The sequence below is a fragment of the Arthrobacter sedimenti genome (assembly GCF_042652025.1).
Classification (GTDB): domain Bacteria; phylum Actinomycetota; class Actinomycetes; order Actinomycetales; family Micrococcaceae; genus Arthrobacter; species Arthrobacter sedimenti.
In genome coordinates this window covers 19,959-40,381 of sequence record NZ_JBHSDQ010000013.1, presented here as the reverse complement: position 1 = coordinate 40,381, position 20,423 = coordinate 19,959, and the positions used below count along the sequence as shown (strand labels likewise).

General features: G+C 64.3%; 21 protein-coding genes. 7 read left to right on the top strand and 14 right to left on the bottom strand.

Annotated elements, in window-relative coordinates; translation table 11 throughout:
- Genes ACFO0G_RS19415 through ACFO0G_RS19395 form a run of 5 tightly spaced genes read left to right on the top strand, consistent with a single transcriptional unit; the run spans window position 1 to window position 6,559 of the window.
- Window positions 1-1,278: a hypothetical protein gene (locus ACFO0G_RS19415; RefSeq protein WP_376979671.1), complete on the top strand. Its 1,278-nt coding sequence runs from the start codon at window positions 1-3 to the stop codon at window positions 1,276-1,278.
- Window positions 1,265-2,773 carry an SCO6880 family protein gene (locus tag ACFO0G_RS19410; RefSeq protein WP_376979669.1) on the top strand — a complete coding sequence of 503 codons (1,509 nt, stop codon included), beginning with the start codon at window positions 1,265-1,267 and terminating at the stop codon, window positions 2,771-2,773. The genes ACFO0G_RS19415 and ACFO0G_RS19410 overlap by 14 nt, the downstream gene beginning before the upstream one ends.
- Window positions 2,773-4,362, top strand: coding sequence for a helicase HerA domain-containing protein (locus tag ACFO0G_RS19405; protein ID WP_376979667.1), 1,590 nt, complete (start codon window positions 2,773-2,775; stop codon window positions 4,360-4,362). The genes ACFO0G_RS19410 and ACFO0G_RS19405 overlap by 1 nt, the downstream gene beginning before the upstream one ends.
- Complete coding sequence (locus tag ACFO0G_RS19400) at window positions 4,359-6,128, top strand: type IV secretory system conjugative DNA transfer family protein (protein WP_376979665.1); 1,770 nt, start codon at window positions 4,359-4,361, stop codon at window positions 6,126-6,128. Before ACFO0G_RS19405 ends, ACFO0G_RS19400 begins: the two co-directional genes overlap by 4 nt.
- The gene (locus ACFO0G_RS19395; RefSeq protein WP_376979663.1) at window positions 6,125-6,559 is read left to right on the top strand and encodes a DUF4913 domain-containing protein; all 435 of its coding nucleotides are present in this window, start codon (window positions 6,125-6,127) and stop codon (window positions 6,557-6,559) included. The genes ACFO0G_RS19400 and ACFO0G_RS19395 overlap by 4 nt, the downstream gene beginning before the upstream one ends.
- Window positions 6,560-6,617: 58 nt before the next feature.
- On the opposite strand, the gene ACFO0G_RS19390 is transcribed toward ACFO0G_RS19395, so the two are convergent.
- The 4 genes from ACFO0G_RS19390 to ACFO0G_RS19375 form a co-directional block, all read right to left on the bottom strand.
- On the bottom strand, window positions 6,618-6,830 hold the full coding sequence (locus ACFO0G_RS19390) for a hypothetical protein (RefSeq protein WP_376979661.1): 213 nt from the start codon (window positions 6,828-6,830) through the stop codon (window positions 6,618-6,620).
- A gap of 223 nt (window positions 6,831-7,053) precedes the next feature.
- The gene (locus ACFO0G_RS19385) at window positions 7,054-7,803 is read right to left on the bottom strand and encodes a hypothetical protein (RefSeq protein WP_376979659.1); all 750 of its coding nucleotides are present in this window, start codon (window positions 7,801-7,803) and stop codon (window positions 7,054-7,056) included.
- A 9-nt stretch (window positions 7,804-7,812) separates the two neighbouring features.
- Entirely contained in the window at window positions 7,813-9,411 is a 1,599-nt protein-coding gene (locus ACFO0G_RS19380; RefSeq protein ID WP_376979657.1) for a relaxase/mobilization nuclease domain-containing protein, read from the bottom strand.
- 7 nt (window positions 9,412-9,418) lie between these two features.
- Entirely contained in the window at window positions 9,419-9,814 is a 396-nt protein-coding gene (locus ACFO0G_RS19375; RefSeq protein WP_364316527.1) for a plasmid mobilization protein, read from the bottom strand.
- 246 nt (window positions 9,815-10,060) lie between these two features.
- On the opposite strand from ACFO0G_RS19375, the gene ACFO0G_RS19370 reads away from it, so the two are divergent.
- Complete coding sequence (locus ACFO0G_RS19370) at window positions 10,061-10,363, top strand: hypothetical protein (RefSeq protein ID WP_376979655.1); 303 nt, start codon at window positions 10,061-10,063, stop codon at window positions 10,361-10,363.
- Window positions 10,364-10,893: 530 nt separating this feature from the next.
- On the opposite strand, the gene ACFO0G_RS19365 is transcribed toward ACFO0G_RS19370, so the two are convergent.
- The 8 genes from ACFO0G_RS19365 to ACFO0G_RS19330 form a co-directional block, all read right to left on the bottom strand.
- Window positions 10,894-11,181 (bottom strand): helix-turn-helix domain-containing protein, encoded by a 288-nt coding sequence (locus ACFO0G_RS19365; RefSeq protein WP_376979653.1) that lies wholly within the window; start codon window positions 11,179-11,181, stop codon window positions 10,894-10,896.
- 2 nt (window positions 11,182-11,183) lie between these two features.
- Complete coding sequence (locus tag ACFO0G_RS19360) at window positions 11,184-11,450, bottom strand: ParB family protein (protein ID WP_376979651.1); 267 nt, start codon at window positions 11,448-11,450, stop codon at window positions 11,184-11,186.
- A gap of 15 nt (window positions 11,451-11,465) precedes the next feature.
- Entirely contained in the window at window positions 11,466-11,915 is a 450-nt protein-coding gene (locus ACFO0G_RS19355) for an ATP-binding cassette domain-containing protein (protein ID WP_376979649.1), read from the bottom strand.
- An 86-nt stretch (window positions 11,916-12,001) separates the two neighbouring features.
- Window positions 12,002-12,505, bottom strand: a complete 504-nt coding sequence (locus tag ACFO0G_RS19350; RefSeq protein WP_376979647.1) for a single-stranded DNA-binding protein — start codon at window positions 12,503-12,505, stop codon at window positions 12,002-12,004.
- A 48-nt stretch (window positions 12,506-12,553) separates the two neighbouring features.
- The gene (locus tag ACFO0G_RS19345) at window positions 12,554-12,871 is read right to left on the bottom strand and encodes a hypothetical protein (protein WP_376979645.1); all 318 of its coding nucleotides are present in this window, start codon (window positions 12,869-12,871) and stop codon (window positions 12,554-12,556) included.
- Entirely contained in the window at window positions 12,849-13,253 is a 405-nt protein-coding gene (locus ACFO0G_RS19340) for a hypothetical protein (RefSeq protein WP_376979643.1), read from the bottom strand. Before ACFO0G_RS19340 ends, ACFO0G_RS19345 begins: the two co-directional genes overlap by 23 nt.
- Before the next feature lie 5 nt (window positions 13,254-13,258).
- Complete coding sequence (locus ACFO0G_RS19335; RefSeq protein ID WP_376979641.1) at window positions 13,259-13,525, bottom strand: glutaredoxin family protein; 267 nt, start codon at window positions 13,523-13,525, stop codon at window positions 13,259-13,261.
- 403 nt (window positions 13,526-13,928) lie between these two features.
- Window positions 13,929-14,315, bottom strand: coding sequence for a hypothetical protein (locus ACFO0G_RS19330; RefSeq protein WP_376979639.1), 387 nt, complete (start codon window positions 14,313-14,315; stop codon window positions 13,929-13,931).
- Window positions 14,316-14,539: 224 nt separating this feature from the next.
- Between ACFO0G_RS19330 and ACFO0G_RS19325 the strand changes: the two genes are divergently transcribed.
- Window positions 14,540-14,767, top strand: coding sequence for a DUF2188 domain-containing protein (locus tag ACFO0G_RS19325; protein ID WP_376979637.1), 228 nt, complete (start codon window positions 14,540-14,542; stop codon window positions 14,765-14,767).
- Between the two features lie 143 nt (window positions 14,768-14,910).
- Here the strand turns inward: ACFO0G_RS19325 and ACFO0G_RS19320 are convergent, their stop codons facing one another.
- Together ACFO0G_RS19320 and ACFO0G_RS19315 are read right to left on the bottom strand one after the other, a co-directional pair.
- A complete protein-coding gene (locus ACFO0G_RS19320) occupies window positions 14,911-19,791 on the bottom strand; it encodes a helicase (protein ID WP_376979635.1) in 4,881 nt (1,626 codons plus the stop codon).
- A gap of 209 nt (window positions 19,792-20,000) precedes the next feature.
- Complete coding sequence (locus ACFO0G_RS19315; protein WP_376979633.1) at window positions 20,001-20,309, bottom strand: hypothetical protein; 309 nt, start codon at window positions 20,307-20,309, stop codon at window positions 20,001-20,003.
- Between the last annotated feature and the right edge of the window lie 114 nt (window positions 20,310-20,423).

Below are 20,423 nucleotides of genomic sequence, written 5' to 3'. Positions count from 1 at the left end.
ATGGCCGAGTGCAAATTCGGAGACTTGGGATGCGGCATCGGCAACGTCATCGAAGACATAGCCAACGATTCGATCGGGAATTTGGCGAAGTCGATCATGGAGGGAATGAGCCAGATGGTGACGACACTGTCTACCTTCTGGGTGTCCATGCCTACTGTGAACCTCACCAGCGAGGACGGGGCGACCGCCAGCCCAGTCGTATCCGTTGTAAACAGCGAGTTGATGCCTTGGACGCTGACCCTGGCAGTCCTGGCTGTCATCCTCGGCGGCATCCGGATGATTTGGGAGCAACGCGGGGCACCCCTAAAAGACCTGCTCCGTTCCCTGCTCACCCTTACTTTGGTGTCGGCCATTGGCCTTGCCACGATCTCGATTCTGGTGACCGCCGCCGATTTCTTCGCGAACGTCATCATCGAAAGATCAACGGACGGCAAAGGGTTCGCCGATGCGTTCCAGAAAATCACCGCTGTTCACACAAGCGATGCGGTCTTCATCCTCATCATCCTCGGCTTGATCGGGTTGATTGCCTCCCTGGTCCAGATCGTCCTCATGGTCGTGCGCAGCGGCATGTTGGTGATCCTGGCCGGCATCTTGCCCACCACGGCCGCCTTCACGAATACCGAGATGGGCAGGCAGTGGTTCCAGAAGGCAATTGGTTGGACCATCGCCTTCATTCTCTATAAGCCGGCCGCCGCCGTTGTGTATTCGGTCGCGTTCCTGTTGATGAGCAAGACCAGCGGGAAGGATGCCCTGATCGGTTCCATCACGGGGTTCACGTTGATGATCGTTGCCCTTCTCGCCCTTCCAGCCCTGATGCGTTTCGTTACCCCGATGGTCGGAGCTGTCGCTTCCGGTTCCGGCGCGGCAGCGGGTGCGGCGGTGGGAGCGGTAGCCACGGGCGCTGTCTCGATGGGCCGTTCCGGCAGTGGACGCGGTAACGCGTCGCCCACGCCGCCCAGTCAGCCTGGCCAGAGCGCCGGCGCACAGGGCAGCAAGGGGGCGGGCGGCAGTAACGGCGGCAACGGCAAGCCCACCCCCGGCTCATCGGGTCCTGGAGGGGCACCGGGCAAGGGCGCAGGGGGCCCCGCTACCGCGGGGTCAGGGGCCGGCGCAGGAGCAGGTTCCGCCGGTGCCGGTGCCGCGTCGGGAGCGGCGAAGGCCGCCGGGCCGGCCGGAATTGCAGTCGCCGCAGGAGCACAGGCAGCGTCAAAGGTCTCTCAGGCCGCACAACAAACCGCACAGGACTCAACCGGGGAGGGCCCCAGTGGCAGCAATTAATACCGAATACAAGGAACCGTCGTACGGCAACTGGCGGGTTCCCCGTTCCGCCGGGCTGGGGAGCCTGGGGGCCATCGGCACGGGCATCGTCATGACCGGCCTGTTGGCCGGCATCATTACCTTCGCGATCTGGGGCCTCCTGCCGGGGCTGAGCGTGTTGGCCGTTGCCGGACTGCTCGTGCTGCTGCTGACGGTCAAGGACAAGCATGGGCAGTCCATCGTGGACCGGTTTGCGACGCGGATGAACTTCCGTCTCGCGCGTTCCGCTGGGACCAACCTCTACCGTTCCGGCCCGCTTGGGGTCACCGAGTGGGGGATGTTCCAGCTCCCCGGCCTTGCGGCTAAGTCCCGGCTGTACGAGTTCAACGACTCCTACAACCGCCCGTTCGCCATGCTTCATGTCCCCACCACAAACCACTTCACCGTGGTCTTCTCCACCGAACCTGACGGCGCTTCCCTGGTAGATCCGGAACAGGTTGATGCCTGGGTTGCGAACTGGGGCGGCTGGATCGCCGGGCTTGGGGATGAAGCCGGCCTTGAGGCCGCGGCCGTGACCGTGGAGACCGCCCCGGACTCCGGCTACCGGCTGCGCAACGAGGTCGAAATGAACATCCACCCCGATGCCCCGGAGGCCGCGAAGGCAATCCTCCGCGAGGTCGTCCGCACCTACCCGGAAGGCTCGGCCACCGTGCGGGCCTGGGTATCCCTGACGTTCACCGCAGCACTCCGCTCTGGGTCCCGGAAGCGCGAACCCGAAGAAGTCGCCCGAGACCTTGCATCCCGCATCCCCGGACTCGGTGCCCGGCTGCAGACCACTGGGGCCGGCATCGCCCGGCCGATGTCGGCACAGGAGCTCTGCGAGGTCGTTCGCATCGCTTACGACCCGCCCGCGGCTTTGATCATCGATGAAGCCCACGCCGCCGGATCCCCGGTCGCGCTCACTTGGAGCGAAGTCGGCCCCTCTGCGACGCAGGCGAGCTGGGATGACTACCGCCACGATTCCGCCTTCTCGGTCTCCTGGACCATGACGGGCGCACCCCGCGGCTCGGTGAATTCCTCAGTTCTCTCCCGACTGTTGGCTCCGCACGGGGACATTGACCGCAAGCGCGTGTCCCTGCTCTACCGCCCGATGGATTCAGCCCGGGCCGCTGCGGTAGTCGAGCGGGATCAGAACAACGCCAACGTCCGCATCACCTCGGGAGGTCGCCCCTCAGCCCGCGCGCTGGTCGACGCCCGCTCCGCTGCACAAACTGCTCAGGAAGAAGCACAAGGTGCCGGGCTGGTGAACTTCGGCATGGTCGTCACCGCCACCGTGACCGACCCGGCTCGGCTTCCCGATGCGGTCGCCGCGGTGGAGCAGACATCCGGTACGGCCCGGGTGCTCCTGCGGCGTGCGTACGGCTCCCAGGACACCGCGTTCGCCGCGTCCCTGCCGCTCGGACTGGTCCTGCCCAAGCACATCCTGCTGCCCACCGAAATCAGAGAGGCCCTGTGATGCAGAAGCTCTTTCGACGGAAGAAGAAGAATCCGTTCCTTGACGGTGTGGAATCTGAGGCCCGCACCCGCCGCGTGTCCGCGGATCGCCCGGCCCGCTTGCGTGGTCCCGGGTCCCGTGGCTGGGCCGGCCGCGGTGGCGGAGCTGCGGCCTTGGTCCCGGCGGTACGTGAGTACCGTGGGACGACAGTGCAAGTTTGCGGCCTGTGGCCGTTTTCCTCCGGTGCGTCATCTCCCATGGTCGGCGTCCCCCTGGGGCGGCACGAAGAAACACAGGCGACGGTCTGCTGTGATCCGATCAGCTGGTTCCAGCGCGCTCACCTGATTTCCAACCCCTCCGCGTTCGTCCTCGGCAAACCGGGCTTGGGGAAGTCCACCCTCGTGCGCCGGATGATGCTGGGCCTGTCCGGCCAAGGCGTTCATCCGCTGGTGCTTGGGGATTTGAAGGGCGAGCACGTGGACGCCATTGGCGCAATCGGAGGGCAGGTCATCGAACTCGGCCGAGGACGCGGCTACCTGAACATCCTGGACCCGGGACAGGCCATCGAGGTCGCGCAGCTCCTCGAGGAACGAGGACACCACGAAGCAGCCGTCCGGGTCCGGGCCGATGCCCACGGCCGTCGCCTGAACATGGTCGTTTCCCTCATTACGATCAGCCGGAACAACCCGCCGACCGATCAGGAACAGACCATCCTGGACCGCGCCCTGCGCTTCCTCGATGACTCCTTCGACGGTGTTCCCGTCCTGAAAGACCTGCTCGACGTCATCACCGCCGCTCCGGACGAGCTGCGCCAGGTCGCGCTGGACCGCGGCGACATGAACGTCTACCTGCAGGAGACCCGGGCACTGGAAGCGACCCTGCTGGGCCTGACCGGCGGCGGCAAACTCGGAGAGATATTTTCCCGTCACACCACGAACCCGATGCGGCGTGACCGGGCCGTGGTCTTCGATGTCTCCAGCATTGACGAGACAGAAACGGACCTACAGGCAGCCGTGCTGCTGGCCTGCTGGTCCTACGGCTTCGGCACCGTCAACGTCGCCAACGCCCTCGCCGACGCAGGGCTGGAACCGCGCAGGAACTACTTCGTCGTTCTGGATGAGCTGTGGCGGGCCCTGCGCGCCGGCAAGGGCATGGTGGACCGGGTGGATGCCCTCACGAGGCTCAACCGGTCCGTTGGTGTCGGGCAGATCATGATTTCCCACACCATGTCCGACCTGCTGGCGCTCCCGGCGGAAGAGGACCGGATGAAGGCCCGGGGGTTCGTCGAACGCTCCGGCATGGTCATCTGCGGCGGCCTCCCCGCCTCCGAAATGCCGCTGCTGACCTCAGCGATACCGCTGTCCCGGCAGGAACAGCAAAAGCTCATCTCCTGGCAGGACCCGCCTGCATGGGACTCCCGCGGCGGCGACGTCGAACCTCCGGGGCGCGGGAAATTCCTGATCAAGGTCGGCGGCCGCCCGGGCATCCCCGTCCAGATCGGACTGACTTCCATCGAGGCCTCCCTGAACGACACCAACAAGCGCTGGCACGCTCCGGCAGAATCCCTGCTGGAAGCGGCAGCTCCGATCCAGGAGGAGGGGGCGGCATGAGTGCTCCGAACCGTAAAGGCACTGGGCTCGGCGACGGGCTGGGGATCTGGCTGGCCATCGGCGCAGCTGTCGTCATTGGGGGCGGCAGCTGGGTCTCGGCACATCTCGGGTCCTGGATGGCCGGCCTTGCTGCCCCACCGGCCCACCCAATTGACCTGGTGGCCGGTCTTGCCAAGGGCCGGGTGCCCTGGCCGGTCCAGTCCACCATCGTCGCCTGCGTGCTGTTCGGAGTATTGCTTGCCCTGACGATCACGGTGCTGGTGATCCGCTCCCGGACAGCGCACAAACGCACCCGGGTGGATAAGGCCGCCGTCCACATGGGCCGGGGTAAAGACCTTGATCATCTCGGCACCAAAGGGGCCACGGCCACGGCGGTGCGCCTCGGCGTGGAGAACTCGACAGGGGTCCGGCTTGGTCGCAGCGTTGCCGGGAAGCGCCCGCTGTGGGCCTCGTGGGAGGACATGCTGATCCTCATTGCCGGACCTCGGACGATGAAGACCACCTCCTATGCTGTCCCGGCCATCCTCGACGCACCCGGTGCGGTGATCGCGACATCGAATAAGCGCGACATCGTGGACGTAACGCGGCCGATCCGTTCAGAGGCCGGCGACGTGTGGGTCTTTGACCCGCAGGCCGTCGCGGAGGAAGAGCCCACCTGGTGGTGGAACCCGTTGTCCTACGTGAAGAACGAAGCCACGGCCGGAAACATGGCGCAGCACTTCGCCAACGGCTCCAAGGAACCCGGGGCCAAACCCGATGCCTACTTCGACCCGGCGGGGCAGAACCTGCTCAAAGCCTTTTTGCTCGCCGCCTCCCTCGGCTCCGCCCCGGTCACACAGGTGTACACCTGGCTCACCCGCCCCCACGACGAGGCCCCTGCAGAACTGCTCAGGAACGCCGGCTACGACCTGCTCGCGGACATGGTGATGGGACACATCCGAGAACCGGAAAAGCAGCGTGCCGGCGTCTACGGCACCGCCCGGCAAATGGTTTCCTGCCTGACTGACCGCGAGGTCAGCCAATGGGTCACGCCCCAGCACGGCACGACAGTAGACACGGACCCGCGGCCGCAGTTCGTCCCCGAAGACTTCGTCCGGGGCAAAGGCACGCTCTACAGCCTCTCCCGCGAAGGTGTCGGCACCGCCGGCCCCCTCGTCACCGCCCTGACCGTTGCCGTGGTGGAGGCAGCCGAAAAGTACGCCACCTCCCAGCCCGGCGGCCGTCTCGCCACCCCGCTGCTGGGGATCCTCGATGAAGCTGCAAACGTCTGCCGCTGGAAGGCCCTGCCCGATCAGTACAGCCACTACGGCTCGCGCGGGATCATCCTCATGACTATCCTCCAGTCCTGGTCCCAGGGCGTGGAGGTCTGGTCCCTCGAAGGCATGCGGAAACTCTGGTCCGCGTCGAACGTGAAAATCTACGGCGGCGGCGTTTCCGAAGTCGCCTACCTCGATGAACTCTCGCGGTTGATTGGTCAGTACAGCTACATCAACGTCTCCCGCAGCCACAGCAAGCATGGATCCTCGTCCTCGCGGCAGGAGAACAAAGACGAGATCCTGTCCGTGGCCGACCTGACGGCACTGCCCAGGTTCCGGGCGATCCTGCTCGCCTCCGGAGCCCCGGCAACGATGATCGAAACCATTCCGTGGATGAACGGCCCCCATGCGCAGAAGGTCAAGGACTCCCTCGCCGCTCCAAAGCAGCAGCCGCAGGAACCGGTGACGGTTCCGGCGCACAACCCCTGGACCGACGGGGCCAGGAAATGAGCGAAGACTTCGGAGGGGACGCCTTCGCCGATGAAGAAGCCCATCCGGCAGCGCCGGAACACTCCCATGGAGAGCCCGCTGCAGAGTTGTTCTATGACAACGCCATTGAGTTCTTCGCCGAGCTGCTGGCGCCGTCCTACGTCCGCGACGTCAACGAGGGTGCCGAGCTGGCGTGGTGCCCCGAGTGGTACAAACACCCCGAGGCTTTGATCCGGATGGAAGCCCTGTGGCGGTCCTGGGAACACCTCCGCCTGGAGCCGGCGCTGGGAATGAGCAGCTGGTGGCTCAACCACGCAGACCCCCATATGCGTGTCCTCATGGACACCAAGGGCCCCTTCAAGAAGTGCGCCCACGACAACCGCCATATTGCCCGCAGCGCCGACAAGACGGCACTGCCTCACGTTGTACCTGAACGCGGCATTTTCGACTGAATCAGCTTCGAAGGTCTTGTGGCTCCCCCCGGGTTTCCGGGGGGAGCCACAAGTGCTATCAGCCGATAGCGGGGAAGACGCCGCCCAGGATGATCGCTCCCCCGATCGTGAGGGCGACGGAGGTCACCATCAGGATCTGGAGCGGCAGGGGCCAGTTGTACGGCGAGCCGGACACCCGGATTGCGGGGACGAGACGGCCAAACAGCCAGATTCCAACGGCGATAGCCGCGATTCCGGCGGCAGCAACGGCCAGGGCGAGCAGGGTGGTCATAATCAACCTTTCGTTGTGGGCATTTCGTGGTGAGCCGGTCCCGGGGAACCCTCTCGCTCACCATGTGTGCGGCGCAGCTCCAAAAAGTGCACACCGATGAGTGGGCCGGCCATGACAACCGGCTCACCCTGACTGTGTGCGGCCAAATCTCAGGACGGCCAGGATGTGGCAAAACAAAAATGAGGACCGCCGTGGCGGTCCTCATTTATTGCTACATCCGGTCTCAGCGTTCGAGTCCTCCGCGTTCAAGCGTTCGGCCCTTGGCGCCTTGCCTGGCCATCTTTGATGTCTTGGCTACCGAAGGTTTCTGGGCAACGGCGGCCGAAGGGTGGGTGCCCTGGTGCTTGTCCGCCAGGAGCCGGGAGTTCACGGCTTCGCGGTCACCTTTGCCGTCCAGGTTTTCGGCCAGCTGCTGGCGCCGTTCTGCTGTATCCCACGCCGGTTCGCTGCTGTTGGCCCGGTCCTGCCGGTTGGCGCCGGCGACCGCTGCGCCTGCCACGACCTCATCAGTCCGCGCGGCCGACGCTTTGGTCCGCTCACTTTCGGCTTCGGACCGTGCTTGCTGTGCCCGGGCAAGGGCCTCCGACACGGACGCCTCGTCCGCACCGGGGTTGTTCACGTCGATGCCGTAACGGCCTTTGACCTCTTCACTGATTTTCTCGGCGGCTTGGGCAGCTTCGGGGTCATAGGCTTTCCATGCCGTGGCCGTCTCGTGTACCCGTTCGATCATTTCAGGGGTGGCTTTGTCCCACCAGTCCTCGCGGGAGACCGGCGCCAGCTGTGCCCGGGCCGCAGCCCGCTGGGCGTCGAAACGTTCCTGCAGCTCCCGCGCACGTTGCTCCTCGGCTGCGGCGATGGTGCGCAGCTGCTCTTCGCGCATTCTGGCAAGCTGCTCGCCGATGCGGGCTGCAACCATCAGGCCGGTACGCATCGCCCCGTCGGCTGCCTCTTCGATTCCATCTGACTCGCTCATGCTCTTCCCCTATCGCTCGATGCCTGGACTGTTCTGCCGGTGGGTCTCTTCGGTCCTCGACTGCGCTTCCTGCAGCTGTGCTTGGTCCGGTCGAGTCAGAACGGGAGGCAGCGGTGAGCCGCCTCGCGAACGTTCGACCAGGAGCCTCGCTTTGAGGGTTTCTTCGGACGCTTCCGGGTGCTGCTGGCGCAGCGCCTCCATCGACATCGGCTGTGCCCTGAGTGTGTGCGCGGTGGCGCTGGCTTCGACTGCCTTGCTGGCCGCCTGGACGGCTGTGGACAGTCCCCGGACCCGGCGCAGATCGTCGGTGGCCTTGTGCATGTCGTGGATGGCCCGGGCCGTCAGGGCGAGCTGCCGGAACATGAGTGCGTATGCGGCACGGTCGCTCTTGGACGTCGCGGCCAGGATGATCATTGTGGCTCCGCGCGCCGACGGCAAGGACACTGCGGGGCGTGCCGGGTAACGGCGCAGCTGGGCGGACTTGGCCAGCTCCCTGGCGGCATCTGCCAGCGGTCCCGGCGTCGGTTCGATCCGCTTGGACCATGCCCCGAAGGCAGCCGCAGTCTCGCGGGCTGCCTGCGCCCAGGCGGCATGATCGTCGTGCGGGGTGGTAGCCAGCTTCTCCCGGAGGGAACTGACGTCATTGGCGTACTTGCTCCACAGCTCAGCAGATGGTTGCAGCGTTTCCCGGCCGGGTCGTACCGGTCGGCGATTGCGCGCCGCAGCGTTCCATTCAGCGACCGCGGCGGTCGCTGACTCCGGGGTACTCTCCCACTCTGCCCGGAGCTTGGGCAGCGCCAGGTCACGTCCCAGCGAGTTGCCGCCGAACCACACGGCACGTTCACCCTTTTGGGGTCGTTCAGCCACAGAGTAACCGGTCACGACGTCGGTACGTCCCGCCGCGTAGCGGGGGCGCACGAGCATGCCCTCCTGGCGTGCACGCCGGACAAACTCCGCCTCGTCTGTCGATGCCGCTGCGCACACGCGCACCTTGCGGGCGAGGCTGTGCCGCTCGACTTCCGGCAGCCCCTGGCGAACGGCCTTGGACTGTTCAGCCGGAGTGAATCCGCGCTCCGCGCGTAGGGCCCCGAGAGCGTTCAGTCCGTACTTCTTCTCCAGAGTCCTGGCAGCCTGCTGTGCCTTGTACTTACTCTTCCAAGCGTTCCATTTGGTGCCGTCGTCCCGGACCATCGACGCAACGATGTGGATGTGATCGTTGCCGTTCTTGCTCAGCCCGTGACGGACTGCAACCCACCGGGCGGGCGCCTTTCCGCCGTCCTCGGTGAAGTCCATTTCCTTCATGAAGTCGTCCGCGATAGCGCGCCAACGCTCATCGCTGAGCTGGCCTTCTTCGGCGCCCAGACTCAGCGAGCAGTGGAAGACGTGTCCGCCGTCCACTTCGGTACCGAAGAACTGCTTGGCCCGGTCAAGTGCGTTGGCGATGTCAAGGGCAGCATCGCGGTTCAGCTCGTTGTCGTCGTGCCACGCCATGAGAGCCGAATCACCGGCAACAAGGTGCGGTTCTTCGTGCTCGTTGGCGCGCCCTGGTCCGGCGAGGTAGATCATCAGACCCGCCATGCGGTCGCCCTGGGTGATGTTCGGAATCATGGAGCAGCTACCGCCCGGCCATCTCGGCGAGCTGACGGTCGATCCGGATGATCACGGAGCGGGCATGGGCGATGGATGCGGCAGCTTCTGCAGGTACTTCCCCCGTCGCATTCGCGTGGCGCGCGATCTGGTTGATGTTGTTTGCCACGGTCCCGACGAGCCGCTGCAACTGCGATAGCTGCATGAACTGGTCCCGCCGCTCGGACGGATTCTCTGTGCCCTCGCTGAGTGCCGCCTCGATCAAAAGCCGCGGAATGGTCACGCGATGCTTCTCCGCCAGGGCAAGGAGCTTGGCTTCCTCTTCCGGGCTGACCTTGACCTCGTGACGGTGCATCCGGCCGCCCTCGACATTCGCACGCCGGCGGCGGGACTTCCAACCGGCGAAGCCGTTGCCCTCAGTCACTTATCCCGCCCTTCGAATTTGCCAGCGCAGCGACCCCGGATACCCGGGGATCACACTGCCAAGTGTGCCGCATCCGAGACGACAAGTCGAGGATCGAGCTAACTTGGCCGTGCTAAGTTACCAGCTTGCTCCGCCGGAGTAGTAGGGCGGCCGTCTTTCGCGTGTTGGCTGGCGGGCGGCACGCCCGGCGGCTAGGGTGAGACTCAAGGGACTGAAACAATTTCAGTGGAAGGGACGACGGCCACAATGGCAAACATCAACATTGAAGCCACCAGGAACCAGGCGCGCGCACTGCTCGACTCACGCATCAAATCCGTCGAAGAGCTTGTCCAGGCACGCCAGCGCGTGAGCGACCTAAAGGAGCAACTGGCCGCCGCGGAACGCGACGACAAACGCGCCTACGTCAAAGCGACCCGCGATGGCTGGAGCCCCGACGAATTGAAGAAGCTTGGCCTGGAACCAGCCGCGGCCGGCCGCCGGCGCAAGGCCCAGGTCAAGCCCGCCGAGACCCCCAGCCCGTCCGACGAAACCGGCTTCCAGGAGAACTAGCCCCTCGCGCACATGGGCACGGCAAAAGCTACATCCTTCGGGCTTTTCCCGCACACATGTGCACGACGGGACCCACCTGACCGGCTGCACACAGACGCCAGCTCACCACGAACACGAACGTCACCGCCGGGGGCCGGCGAATGTGCACAGCCTCGAAGGTCATCAACACCCCAGCGGCAGCCTTCCCCATGGTCCAAGACCTGCGCGGCCGACGCACCTGAAGGAGCGCTCGGGTTTTCTTCAGCAGGGACGACACAGGACCACACAGCGAGGCATCCTTGGGCACGTCGGAACCACTCCGCTGGGTTGGCTTCTAAGGCACAGGGGGGCTCCCCGGGCGGTGCAGGCCGGTGACAACCACAAGCTGCAGGGCGGCGCTAATCACCACCAACTTCCGCAGGCCCGCGTGATCCAAGCAATGGCACCAGCCGCAGCAAAAGGGTTCACAAGACGGCGACCCTGACCCGGCAAAAACGGAAGGCCGACACCCGTCAGTGGGTGCCGGCCTTCCGCGCTTCAAGTGCTTCGGGTCAGTCGTCGGCGGGGGTCTCCCCCTCGGGAACCTGGCCGGATGCAATGCGCTCCGCTGTCTTCTCATACGCGGCATCGATGTACGCCCTCAGATCATCTTCCCGGACGCGCCAAACGCCGCGGCCGCCAAACTGAGCTGCCCTTAACTCTCCACTCCGAACCAGTGCGTAGACCAACGGTTTGCCGAGGTTTAGGACCTCCTCAACCTGGTCCAGGGTCAACATCCGCGGGAACGGGTTAGCCACGGGCGCACCACTCCTGGTTACTTCCTCAGTCCTCTTAGCCACGCTTACGTTTCCTCGTTTCGGTGCTGCATTTCATCCATCGTTCTCTGCCCTCGCCGCAGCTCGCCCGCTTGCACCGGAGGCCACGGTTTCCCGCCGTTGTACTTGCGCTGCAGACGCTTCACTTCACGCATCGTCGCCCGGACGATAAGGTCCGAAACACTGGCGTCGCCCTCCTGCAGCCCGGCGGCCTTGAACGCAGCCCGGACCTGCCCCGCCTGGTCCTCCGTGTAGTACGGCGTGAACGCCGAAACCCGCTTCGGCTTTACCATCAACAACAGCCCTGGTTAGACGGCACGCAGGGTCCGCGGCCACGGGTGCAGGCTGTCCAGGTAACCCTTCCCCAGGGACATGGAGCCGTCCTCGTTGAAGCGGATATCGGAGTGCTGGTGGCTGCCGCCGGCGTGCGCGATAGCGGCCAGGACCAGATCAAGGTTCTCCCGGTCCAATCCCGACACGAGGTCACCCAAAACCACCGGAACATCCTCAGCGAGGGAGGCAGCGAGCATGAGGAAACGACGCTCCCCGCCTGAGAGCGGCCCGACCTGTTCGGGGATGGCGGCGAAGTCGATCCATGCCCTCACCTGGCTGGGCCCTTCCGGTTCGGTGCTCGTGTGTACCCAGGGATTACCGGGTGCAGCGAACTTCCCCCCAGAGGCCTTTAGCAGCAGCTCCGTTGCTGCCTCAGTGGGGTACATGCCCCGCGCCCAGGCGCGGAGGTCATCTGCATGCGACATTGGGTGTTCCTTTTTACTCGTGGTCTGGATTAGAGGGCGCAGGCTGTCGGGGCCAGCGTATCTGCTGACCCCGACAGTTGTACTGCTTAGAACGGGGGTTCAGAGTCGGGTCCGTTGCCCCACCCGCCGGCGGCATTGCTGTTGGCCGGCGCCGCCCAGGGATCGTCCTGAGGCCCGGTCTGGGGTTGGCTACTGGCATTGCCCTGGTAGCCGTTCCCCTGCCCCCGCTGGGTGCGGTTGACCTTGGCATTCGCATACCGAAGTGAGGGGCCAATCTCGTCCACCTCGAGCTCGATAACGGTGCGCTTCTCACCTTCCTTGGTCTCGTAGGAGCGGGACTTCAGTCGGCCGGCAACGATGACACGCATGCCCTTGGTCAGGGACTCGGCCACGTTCTCAGCCGCTTCCCGCCAGACACTGGCCCGGAGGAACAGTGTCTCCCCGTCCTTCCACTCATTGGACTGCCGGTCGAACGTCCTGGGCGTGGACGCGACAGTGAAGTTCGCAACCGCTGATCCGCTCGGGGTGAACCGCAGCTCGGGGTCGTTGGTGAGGTTGCCGATGACTGTGATGGTGGTTTCGCCTGACATGGTTTCGTTCCTTTTCTGCTGGTTTCGTATGGGTGTGATCAGGTGCTGCTATTGCTGGGGTCTGGTGATGAGTCCGGCTGTACCGGTGCGCTCGTTCGTCACGGCCAGGGCGGGTTCGACTGAGCTTTCGATCAGGCCGGTGAGGACAAGTAAGCGGTCAATGAGCCGCAGGGATTCGCTTAGGCTCTCAGGATCCGCTGCTTCGTTGGCTGCCTCGAAGTCTGCGCGGTAGACGGTCAGTTCTGCGATGCAGTCCTGCACGGTTCCCCTGGCGTGGAAGTAGGTTTTCTCCGGGTCGATCTGGTCGAACACGGAGACCTCCACGCCGTTCAGCGCCTCAGGTTTAGCGGTGATTTCGCCGGCCATGATGGTTCCTTTTCCCCGTGTGCTGTTGGCATTCTCGATGGTGTTGTGGGTTCGTTTTGAGGTCCGATTCCTCCGGTTCTTCGTAGGTGAGGTCGTTAGGTTGGTACTGGTCCGCCGTGTGTGCGTCCCAGAGCCCTCCCTCCCCGAGCGGGGCGCGGTTGATCGCCTCGAAGTACCCGTCATTCCCTTCCTCGCACGGGAGGGGACGGAAGTCCTCGTACAGGTCCACATCGAGGGGTTCCACAATGGCAGGCTCCACAACGTAAGGGTCCACAACGTCGGTGGGAATCCTGCCGCCGGGGTTGACATGGCAGAACAGGTCCACCTCCAACGGGATCCGTGGGCTGAGTTTGTATCCCACGACCGGGGGCAGGATGGTCACGGTCCTCACGCTGCCTTGTGGCTCATGGCCGCCTGGACAAGCTTGTCGCGGCGCAGGCCCGACCAGTGGTCCTCGTCGTCAATGTTGTTCACGACAACGGGCGCCTGAGAGTAGCCGAGTTCGGCGGTGATGTACTCAAGCGCTGCCGGCACTTCGGTGATGTCCACGGCCGTGTAGGTGATGCCCTTGGAGTCGAAGTAGTCCTTCGTCTTCTCACAGTTAGGGCAGTCTGGCTTGGTGTAGACCGTGTAAGCGGTGGGTGAAGCAGTCATTTTCAGCACCTGGTTTCGTATCAAATAAGTTTCGTTCGTCTGGCTGACTTGCTACCTCAATCTTAGCAATCATTCAACTGAATGAATAGACCTTTAGCCGCATAATCTAGGGATTTTTAGCAGGCTACTACTCGCCATTGAGGGCGCGTTGCTCTCGCTGCCATTTTCACTGACGGTGTGCCCACGATACGTGCCACCGCCGGCGACTGTGGTCATCCCCGCAGGTTTCCCCAGCGGCAGCCCCCAGGCGCCTGAGAAGGGTCGGTCAGCTGCGGTGAGGTACGCGCGTGTGCTTGTTGGGCCGGATGAATAAGTGTCGTCCCTGCTGGGGCTCGTTGACCACGATGGCCGGTATGCCGGCAGCGCAGGGCGTGGACCATGGGAAAGTTGCCCGCACTGGCTTCTAAGAGTTCCGGCTCTTTCCGAACACCCAGCGGTTCCATTTGCTGGAGTCTCCCGGCGGTGGCCCGAGGGTGCGGACCGCTTTCTTGCACCAGCGGTTGCAGAAGTAATAGTGGACTGCTGCGAGGACGACCAGGGCGGCCAGAATGATCAGGGATTGATCCTTTGCCGCCTGGTACTCGTAATAGCCGGGTTGGCCGTAGGCCATTTCCCCGGAAACCAAGGGGCCGGTTACGGCCATGAAGTAGTTGAGGGCCTGAAAGAACGGGAGCATCAGGATAAACAGCGGCACAAGGACCAGGGCGAAGTATTTGAGCCATAACTTCCCACACTGCTTGTTCCAGGCGGCTACTTGTTGTTTCTGCTCAGCGTCTATCGACTCGTTCATACTCTCCCCCAAAGAGTTCCCTTTTTGTTGCACAGCTTACGGGACGGGGTGGCGCGCCAGACTTGAAAAGTAAGCATGCTTGCTATTAGGTTGGTGTCAGCTTCGCCGCCTGACCCCCATCAGGCGGACGGCGTTAGGAAAGCCTCGCGGTCCCAAGTGCTGCGGGGCTTTTCGCTACCCGCGTTGCAGCGGGGTCAGGATCCTACCGGCAGAGGGAGTATGCAGTGGCTCAGGGTGACATTGAGACGTACTACGAAGACGGCCAATGGAAGAACAAGCGCGAGGGTACTGACCGCGCCTTCGGGGCCGGCTACAGCACCAAGGATGAAGCAGTAACCGCGGGCCGCGAGGCGGCGCAGGCGGACAAGGTGGAGCACGTCATCAAGAACCAGGACGGCCAGATCGGTTCCAAGAACAGCTACGGCAACGATCCCCGGAACGTCCCGGGATGATCCTGCAGTTGCCTCACTGGTAGAAGGCAACTGGGAAAACGCGAGGGACTGGCTTTCGCCGTCCCTCGCGTTCTTCTCTATCTGCTCTTATCCCTATTAGCCCTAATAGGGATAAGAGCTGGGTCTATGGGTTCAGTAGTGCGTCATCGTTCCCAACCTGGGCTCCTGTCGCGCAGCGGCTGAGTAGTTCGGGTGTGCCCAGGGCCAACGGAGGGACCTGTGGTGCCGGGCCGGGAGGGGAAGCTGGCGGCAAGTAGACGCCTGCGCTTCTCCACTGCTGGGTCCAAGTCGTTGGGGTTTGGCGCTTCTTGCGGTTGGGCTGGTTCGATGGAGGCTTTGAGCCGTTCGTCCAGCTCTGCGCATTTGGCCCGCGCTTGGGTGAGTTTGTCTTCGTATTTGAATGGTTTGCCGGCTTGCTTTTCCACGTCGGCGAGGACGGCTTTTTTCTCTTGAATCGTTTGGCGGAGCTGCGCTTCATAGTCGGGTAGCGCGGCCACTTTGTTTTCGAGCTTGGTGATGATTCCGCTGCTTCCTTCCAGAAGTTCCGTCCGGGTCAGGATCAGTGGAGGGGCGGGGACATCTTTGATGGTGATGGCCAAGTCCTGGTAGGAGCCGAGCCGGGAGTGCTCCCCTGCGTTGCGGACCTGTAGCTGGTGGCCGCCGAGGGTGGCAAGGGTTCCGTAGTCCCGTTCCTGCCGGTAGTAATTGCCGTAGTCAGGGGTGTGGGTTCGTACCCACTCGGAGATGGCCGCGATCGCTTCTGTGCGTTTGGTGTAGGTTTGCCCGTCGATGGATGCGGTGAAGTTTTCACCGGCCGTGGAGGTGGTTCGGGGCAGTGCTGCCTGTACCGCGGGCAGGGCTGCTTCTGCCCTGGTGATGCTGGTTTCGGCTGAGGCCCGGGTCCAGCCAAGGGTGCTTTGGCCCTTTTCGTGGGCCCGCTTGAGGCGTTCGAGTTTGGTCCGTTCGGCGTCCGCTTCGATCCTTTCCATCACGAGCGGGTTGCCGCTGGTGGCTGCCTTGATTTGGGCCGCGTTCAGTGCGAGGTCCCCGACGTCCTCGATTTCGCGGATGTCCAGGCGTCCGCGGAGGACTTGCTGGATCATGGTGGCTTTGCGCTGGATGCCGTCCCAGGCCGCGCTGTCGTAGCTCCCGACTGTGGCGTACTGGAAGTTATGGACTTCGGCGTTGGCGTTGCCTTGGCGGATGATGCGCCCGTCTCGCTGCGTTAGGTCTGCCGGTCGCCAGGGGCATGTGACGTGGTGGATGGCTTTGGCGCGCAGCTGCACGTTGGTGCCGGTGCCCATCATGGCGGTGGAGCCGATGAGGACGGCGACTTCGCCGCTGCGGCACTGGGCGAATAGCTGTGCCTTTTGGTCAGGTTTGGGCGCTTCCTGGATGAAGCGGATTTGTTCGGGCTGGATGCCGCCGGCGACCAGTTGGTCTTTGATCTGCTGGTAGGCGGTCCAGACGGGTTTGCCGTCCGGCCCGGTGTCTTTGGAGGGGGTTCCGAGGTCGCAGAAGATGATCTGCAGGGCGCCCTTGGTGGTTGAGGGGGTGCCGGAGCGGAAGCTGGTTTCGTACTCGTTGTCCCGGTTCTCTTCCCAGACTTTCAGGGTCTTGGCAACAACCTGGTCGATCTTGGTTCCGGATTCCGGTTCTATGCCGACCATGCGCAGGTCCAGGGCGGCCTTGCGCCCGTCGTTGTAGACGTTCAGGGCGTTGTCCGCGCCCTTTTCGGCCCAGCCGGACAGGGAGTCCAGGCGGTCCGCGAGGCCTTTCATGTACTCGGCCAGCTCGGGCGGCTGCGGGATGAGCACCAGCTCGGGCTGGCGTTCGGCGTCCCCTGGCCGGCGCACCAGGTCGGGGGTTTTCAGGTTCAGGTCTTCGGAGAGCTTGACGTCGGCGAAGACGTGGAAGCTGCGCAGCATCTCCGGGACGTTCTTGAACTTCGCGAACCGGGGCTTGTTCTTGAGCCGGCCGCCGGCGTCCATTTCGATGGCGGTGACAGTTTCGCCGAAGGTCGCACCCCACACGTCAAAGTTCTCCACCCCTGCTGCCTGGAGCAGATCCGGGCGGAGGTAGCGCTGCATGACGTGGGCTTCGGTGATGGAGTTGGCGATGGGGGTTCCGGTGGCCATGGTGACGACCCGCTCACCATGGGTCCGGCGCAGGTACTCCAGCTTCAAATGCATGTCGGTGGCGCGCATGGACCCGGCGATTTCGGCACCCTTGATGTTGGTGACGGTCCGAAGGTTCTTGTAGTCGTGGGCTTCGTCGACAAAGAGGTAATCGACGCCGGTGTCTTCGAAGGTCAGGCCGGGATCCGGGGCGGTGTCCATGAGGCGTTTCATGCGTTCTTCTTCGGCCTGAAGCTTGGTTTCCAGCTTCTTGACGGTGGTGCGGTCCTCCCCTTCCGCTTGGGCGTTGACGATGGTTTGCCGGACGTCGGCGATGATCGATTCCTGGTAGGCCTCGATGGTTTCGGCCTTGACCCCGATGCTCTTGAAGGCCTGTTGGGTCATGATGATGCCGTCCCAGTCGTTGGCCGCTGCCCGGGCGACGAACTGGCGGCGGGCGGTGAGGTCTCCGCTCTTGGTCTTGATGTCATCCGAGCCTGCCGAGAGCAGCCTCGCCTGCGGGTACAGTTCCAGCCATTCGCGGGTGAACTGCTCCAGCATGTGGTTCGGGACGACGATCATCGGTTTGTTCGCCATGCCCAGGCGTTTGAGTTCCATGGCGCCCATGACCATTTCCGCCGTCTTGCCGGCTCCGACTTCGTGGAAGAGGCCGACGGCCGGTTCTGAGATGATCCGGGCGACGGCGGTGCGCTGGTGAGGGTGGGGCGTGAACGTTTTTGCCAGCCCGGGCAGGGTGAGCCGGCCGCCTTCTTTGGTGTAGTCGCGCAGGGCTATGGAGTTGAAACGGCGGTTGTACTCCTCGATGAGGCGGCTGGCGCGCTCGGGGTCTTCCCAGACCCACTCGGCGAAGCGTTCCTGTAGGGCTTCTGCCTTCTCCTGGGCGGCTTCGGTTTCTTCGAGGTTGGCGACCATTTTGCCGTCCTCGTTTTTGTCCTCGACCTGGATGCTCTTCTGTTCCAGGATGCTTTGGAGCAGGTCGGGGGCGGGCCGCCGACCGGTCCCCCATTCATTGGTGGAGCGGACGGTCCCCCGGTTGGCTTTCACGCGCCAGATGCCGCCGCCGACGCTGGTGACGGTGGCGTTGGGGTCGGCCAGGATGTCCTGGACGAAGCGCTGGTGTTCCTCGGGCGAGATCCAGACGGCTCCCAGCCGGGCCTCGACGTCTTCCATGCCGACCTTTGGCGGCTGGACGTCTTCCAGGGCCTGGACGTTGATGTTCCAGCGTTCGTCCTCGGCCGCGGCCGCCCGTGCGGCGTCGAGCTTGGTGCGGACGTTCCCGGACAGGTACTCCGGGGCCGTGACCAGCTTGCCGGTCTCGGGGTCATCGAAGACGAGGGTTCCGAGCTGGTCCCGGGCTTCCTCTTCGGTGACGCCCAGCAGGTCTGCGATCTGCCCCAGTTCCGGGGAGCCGTAGGTGTCCAGGGTGATGGCGAGGGCTTCGTCGATGTTGTCCGCGCCCATGATTGGTTTGCGGGCCACGACCTGGCGGTGCTGCAGCAGTGCGGCCGGGGTCGCGGTCTGCGTTTCGTCGTTGAAGTTCTCCAGCGCGCCGGGCAGGGAACCGAAGGGGTCCTTCGCGCTCAGAAGCCGGAACGCCGGAGACAGCCGGCGGGTGACGATCTCTTCGCCGGTCTCCTTGTCCGTGCGCACTGATTCGTTGTAGCGGTTCACGGGTCCGTGCTTCTGAACGAACGCGGCGTAGCGCGTTGCCAGTTCTGAGCGCAGGGAGTCCAGTTCGGGGGTGTCTTCGCTGTCGGAGGCTTCCATCTCCAGCAGCGACCGCGCGCCGTCACGCAGTGCCAGCAGGTCCCGCAGCTCCACTGCGTGTGCCTTGGGCACCGGCAGTTCTTCTGCCTCTCCTGCACGGACGATGGTGAAGGACCCATCGGGCAGGGCGTTGATGGTGCCGTCCCACGCCGGGCCGGCGTCTGGCAGCACCGCGGCCGCGGTCCTTCCTGGTGCGCGTTCTGCGGGGGCATGGCCCAGGTCGCGGTCCAGGGCGTCGGTGACGATGACGTTGAGCCGGTCGGCCAGCAGCTGCGGGACGGCAGAGAGGTCATCGGCTTTGACGCTGATGGTTTCATCGCCGTACATGCCGTTGCCGACGGTGATCGTGCCCAGGACGTTCTGGGGGTTCATGTCGAAGTAGGCGTTGATCTTGATGTTGCGGTCCCCGACGATGGCGGGAGTGACCCGTTCCCATTCGGTGTTCATCGGCTCGCGGCCGGGTTCGCGTTTGCGCAGCAGCAGCAGGTCGGTGAGGGCTTCTGTGCCGGCGGCGCGGCGGTGGGCGCCGGTGGGCAGACGCACCGCGCCGACCAGGTCAGCCATCGCGCTCATCTCTCGCCTCGAGGTGGGGTTGGCTGCGTCCATGGTGAAGCTCGACGTCAGGACGGCGACGTAGCCGCCCGGCTTCACGGCCGCGAGGCTCTTGAGGATGAAGTGGTTGTGCATCGAGTGCCGGGAGTCGGGGTTGTGCGTCTTGTCGTACAGGGAGTTCTTGCTGAACGGGACGTTCCCGACGGCGAGGTCGAAAGAGTTGGGCTTGATCGGGGTGTCAGCGAAGGACTCGCTGCGGATCATTGCGTGCGGGTAGAGGCCGCGGGAAATGGAGGCAGTCAGTGGGTCCAGCTCCACGCCCGTCATGCGTGCAGTCTCGGGGGCGAACCCGATGAAAGTGCCGGCGCCGGAGCCGGGTTCCAGCACCTCTCCCCCGGTGAAACCAAGCCTGTCCACGGCTGACCAGATTTCCTGCACCAGGGCCGCGTCGGTGTAGTAGGCGTTGGTCGTGGTCCGGGAAGCAGCTGCGTACTCCCGCTCGCTCAGGACCTCGCGGAGCTGGGCGCGTTCGGCAGCCCAGTCGTCCTTGTCGAACAGCTGCGGCACCGCTCCCCAACTGGACCACTGCGCCAGGGCCCTCTGCTCGGCTTCGGTGGCGGGGCGCTGCTGCTCCTGCAGCTCCCGGACGATACGGATTGCGTCGAGGTTCGCTGCGAAGCGTGCCTTCTGCCCGGACGGGGCGAGGTCTGCCTGGGACGCGGGACGGAACCGGACAGCGACGGCGGCCGCCGGCTGTTCCGGCTGCTGGGCAGGTTCTAGCTCTGCTCGTCCTGCTGGCTGGGGACCGGTTCCATCTCCTCCGGTTCCTGGGGAAGTCCGTCGTAGATCATCTCCTGGTACACGATCTCCCGCGCCCGGAGCTTGGCCATGTTCACCAAGCCCACGTACTCCAGCGGCGTCTCCTGTCCGCGGGGCGGGATCAGGTCCTCGCTCAACGACCAGATCCGGTCCTGGATTTCCCGGCCCAAAGTCGAAAAGTGTGTCTCGGGGTCCGCTATCTGCGCGTAGCTCTCCGGGTCGTGATTCTTCATGGTTTCCATGGCGTGTCTGCCGTGCTCGTTCATTGATTACCTCTTCCGGTTCGGCCCACAAGGACTCCAGGCTCAGCTGACCCTCAATGTGGTTTTTCGATTTCCTCGGTGCCATGTGCGCCGCTCCCCCTCCGTTTGCCTCCACGT